Raw genomic sequence first — 4,490 nt, forward strand, 5'->3', positions numbered from 1 at the left:
CAGATACATCAAGCGAAATTCCCATAACTAATTAGGATTATTACAAAAAATCTTCACCAAATTTTTTAACCGCTGTTTGTTGTAATATTTTTGCCATATTTATAGTAACGAATTGGAATAAGTAACGACAACTTAGGGAATAACTCGATATAAACTCACCTTTGTAAGGGGGATGTTAAATATATATTAATTCCTGTGTTCCTGATTTTGCCCGGTAATAGAGAATTATTCTCTGAGAAGCTCATCATGATTGCACCATACAAATATCATGATGATAAGAGGATATTATTCATTGATTTAAACAAAATGACAAAATCCATAGACCCATAGTCTGGGTACTATATAGGAGTGGTATGGGCATCAAACAACACAATGGGAATACCAAAGCAGATCGTCTCGCTGAATTAAAAATCCGTTCGCCCTCAATTCAACTGATAAAATTTGGCGCTATTGGTTTGAATGCAATTATCTTTTCCCCCCTGCTGATAGCTGCTGATACAGGAAGTCAATATGGCACCAATATTACTATTAATGATGGTGACAGAATTACAGGAGATACCGCCGATCCATCAGGAAACCTCTATGGTGTAATGACCCCAGCAGGAAACACGCCTGGCAATATCAACCTGGGTAATGATGTCACCGTCAATGTCAACGACGCCTCTGGATATGCAAAAGGAATCATTATTCAGGGCAAAAACAGCTCCCTGACAGCTAACCGACTCACAGTAGATGTTGTTGGTCAAACCTCTGCCATCGGCATTAACTTAATTGGTGACTATACCCATGCTGACTTAGGCACAGGCAGCACCATTAAGAGTAACGATGACGGCATCATTATTGGGCATAGCTCAACACTAACAGCCACTCAATTCACCATTGAAAACTCGAACGGTATAGGCCTAACCATCAATGACTATGGCACCAGTGTCGATCTTGGAAGCGGAAGTAAAATCACGACCGATGGAAGTACAGGTGTTTATATCGGTGGTCTCAACGGCAATAACGCCAATGGTGCTGCGCGTTTTACGGCTACAGACCTGACAATCGATGTTCAGGGCTACAGCGCCATGGGGATAAACGTACAGAAAAACTCTGTTGTCGATCTCGGAACAAACAGTTCCATTAAAACCAATGGCGATAATGCACACGGCCTCTGGAACTTTGGCCAGGTTAGCGCGAATGCACTCACTGTTGATGTAACTGGAGCCGCGGCCAATGGCGTCGAAGTTCGTGGTGGTACAACCACTATCGGTGCAGATAGCCATATTTCTTCCGCGCAGGGCGGTGGCCTCGTCACCAGTGGTTCAGACGCGACAATCAATTTTTCTGGCACGGCAGCGCAACGAAACAGCATCTTTTCCGGCGGTTCTTATGGTGCCTCGGCCCAGACGGCAACGGCTGTTGTCAACATGCAAAATACCGATATTACAGTTGATCGTAATGGCAGTCTGGCGCTGGGTTTGTGGGCGCTCAGCGGCGGTAGAATAACCGGAGACAGTTTGGCTATCACCGGCGCGGCAGGAGCCAGGGGAATTTATGCCATGACCAACAGCCAGATCGACCTCACGAGCGATCTGGTCATTGATATGAGTACACCCGACCAGATGGCCATTGCAACGCAACATGACGATGGTTATGCCGCCAGCCGCATCAACGCCTCGGGTCGTATGCTTATCAACGGTAGCGTTCTTTCCAAAGGTGGGCTAATCAATCTGGATATGCACCCTGGGTCGGTTTGGACAGGTTCCTCCCTCAGCGATAATGTCAATGGCGGAAAACTGGACGTTGCAATGAATAACAGCGTCTGGAACGTAACAAGTAATTCTAATCTCGACACGCTGGCGCTGAGCCATTCAACTGTCGATTTTGCCAGCCACGGGTCAACTGCCGGCACATTTGCCACATTAAACGTAGAGAACCTGAGCGGTAACAGTACCTTTATTATGCGTGCTGATGTTGTTGGCGAGGGTAATGGCGTTAATAATAAAGGGGATTTATTGAATATCAGCGGGAGTAGTGCTGGTAATCACGTATTGGCTATCCGCAACCAGGGCAGCGAGGCCACAACGGGAAATGAAGTTCTGACAGTGGTAAAAACCACTGACGGCGCGGCCTCGTTCAGCGCGTCTTCTCAGGTTGAGTTGGGGGGATATCTGTACGATGTGCGTAAAAATGGCACTAACTGGGAGCTTTACGCTTCCGGGACAGTTCCGGAACCGACTCCTAATCCTGAACCCACACCAGCTCCCGCTCAGCCTCCCATAGTCAACCCCGATCCTACGCCTGAACCCGCTCCCACGCCTAAACCCACCACGACCGCAGATGCTGGCGGCAATTATCTCAATGTCGGTTACTTATTGAACTATGTTGAAAACCGTACGCTGATGCAACGGATGGGTGACCTGCGAAATCAGAGTAAAGACGGTAATATCTGGTTGCGCAGTTATGGGGGAAGCCTGGACTCCTTTGCCAGTGGCAAACTGAGCGGCTTTGACATGGGTTACAGCGGTATCCAGTTTGGTGGGGATAAACGTCTCTCTGATGTAATGCCGTTGTATGTCGGTCTGTATATTGGCTCAACACATGCATCGCCGGACTATAGCGGAGGCGACGGTACCGCACGTTCAGACTACATGGGAATGTACGCCAGTTACATGGCACAAAACGGTTTTTACAGCGATCTCGTTATAAAAGCATCGCGCCAGAAAAATAGTTTCCACGTACTGGACAGTCAGAACAACGGCGTTAACGCCAACGGCACTGCGAATGGAATGAGCATCTCCCTGGAAGCCGGGCAGAGGTTCAACCTGTCCCCTACTGGTTATGGGTTCTATATAGAGCCGCAAACCCAGCTTACATACAGCCACCAGAATGAGATGGCTATGAAGGCGAGTAATGGCCTCAATATACATCTGAATCACTACGAATCGCTGCTGGGGCGTGCCAGCATGATACTGGGATATGACATCACCGCAGGCAACAGCCAGCTGAATATGTATGTGAAGACTGGAGCTATCCGCGAGTTTTCAGGGGATACAGACTATCTGTTGAACAACTCCCGGGAGAAGTACAGTTTCAAAGGTAATGGCTGGAATAACGGCGTGGGAGTCAGTGCACAGTATAACAAACAGCACACATTCTACCTCGAAGCGGATTACACGCAGAGTAACCTCTTTGATCAGAAGCAAGTCAACGGAGGATATCGCTTCAGCTTTTAAGTGCGGGATAGACCAGCCCTTAAACGATGCTGAAAAATGTTAGCGTGCGCCGGAATGAAATATAGATCACTCTGATGTATCAGAAATCGTCTCTGTCTTTCATACCCGGCGCTTAAACTGCCCTGCATCAATGCCATGTTGCTTCATTTTCCGCCACAGCGTAGTGCGGCCGATCCCAAGTAAAGCCGACATTTCCTGAATGCGACCGCCTGTGACCTGGGCTGCGTTAATAATTGCCTCTTTTTCAACTTCCGCAAATGACAGACTGGTGGAAAGGCGTGTGGCGCTGACATCATCTGTTGCCTGCTCGGTAAACAGATGTTCCGGCAAATCACTGACGCGAATGCGCCCATTATCACTACTCAGAGCAAGATTCTCGATGACGCTGTAAAGTTCAAAATCGTTGCCAGGCCATGCACAGGAAACCAGGCGAGCGAGGGCATCGTCATCAATTTTCAGCCGCGTAGAGAAGCGTTTTTCAAGACTGCGTAATTTGTTATTCACCAGCGCCGGAATGCTGCCACGCCGCATACGCAGAGGCGGGATGGTAATTTCAAATGCATGCAACGCGTAATACAGCTGGCGACTAAAACGATTTTGTTCCACCAGCATTGCGAGGTCCGCGGTCGTTGTGGCAATCACTTTGACATCAATTGGTATTAAACGCCGCGCATCCAGTCGCGTGATAACACCCTGCTTGATAACCTGAAGCAAAGCAGACTGTAACTCCACCGCCAGATATTCAATCTTTTCAAGAAACAGCGTGCCGCCGTGCGCCAGTTCCAGCCGACTCAGACGGCCATTTTCATTGTCCGTGCGATCGCCACCAATAAATTCTTCCGCCAGTGCCGCATCACCATATAACTCACAATTGACGGCGATATAAGGACCTGCAGCACGCTCGCTTTCATTATGAATTGCCTGACTTAGCAGTGCCTTGCCCACGCCCTCTTCTCCACAAAGCAGGACAGGAAAGCTACTGCGCGCCGCCTGGCGACCAAAATGAATCAAGCGGCGGGTTTGCGGATCGTCCTGTGGCATATGAGCGAAGGTATGGCTGACTTTTCCTAATTGACTGGTCATCAACTGCCGCATCTGTTCCACAGGATGAAGCAATAAAATAAAGCTGGTTCCCTGCGTTTCTATTATCGGTTTAAGGGTTATCACCGCATCAATAAACTGGTGCTGACTTTCAAAGGTTGCTTCTACGTGTTTGAGCGGATGTGCCTGTTTTATTGCTTGTTGCAATACGGCGGGTAACGTTAAGAG

The 4,490-nt window shown here is 48.4% G+C and carries 2 protein-coding genes; one reads left to right on the top strand and one right to left on the bottom strand.

Annotated features, from left to right (window positions below; all coding sequences use genetic code 11):
- Positions 1 to 353 precede the first annotated feature (353 nt).
- The gene (locus tag E0D98_RS21530; RefSeq protein WP_050877182.1) at positions 354 to 3,221 is read left to right on the top strand and encodes an autotransporter outer membrane beta-barrel domain-containing protein; all 2,868 of its coding nucleotides are present in this window, start codon (positions 354 to 356) and stop codon (positions 3,219 to 3,221) included.
- A gap of 99 nt (positions 3,222 to 3,320) precedes the next feature.
- On the opposite strand, the gene dhaR is transcribed toward E0D98_RS21530, so the two are convergent.
- Positions 3,321 to 4,490 (bottom strand): dihydroxyacetone kinase operon transcriptional regulator DhaR (gene dhaR, locus E0D98_RS21535; RefSeq protein WP_131890978.1); only part of this gene is annotated, 1,170 nt, incomplete at its 5' end.

The organism is Escherichia sp. KCJ4928, from assembly GCF_004352695.1.
Lineage (GTDB): Bacteria > Pseudomonadota > Gammaproteobacteria > Enterobacterales > Enterobacteriaceae > ECMA0423.

Excerpts from the sequence above, each read along its gene's own strand:
- E0D98_RS21530 (WP_050877182.1), top strand. The coding sequence starts at position 354 with ATGGGCATCAAACAACACAATGGGAATACCAAAGCAGATCGTCTCGCT.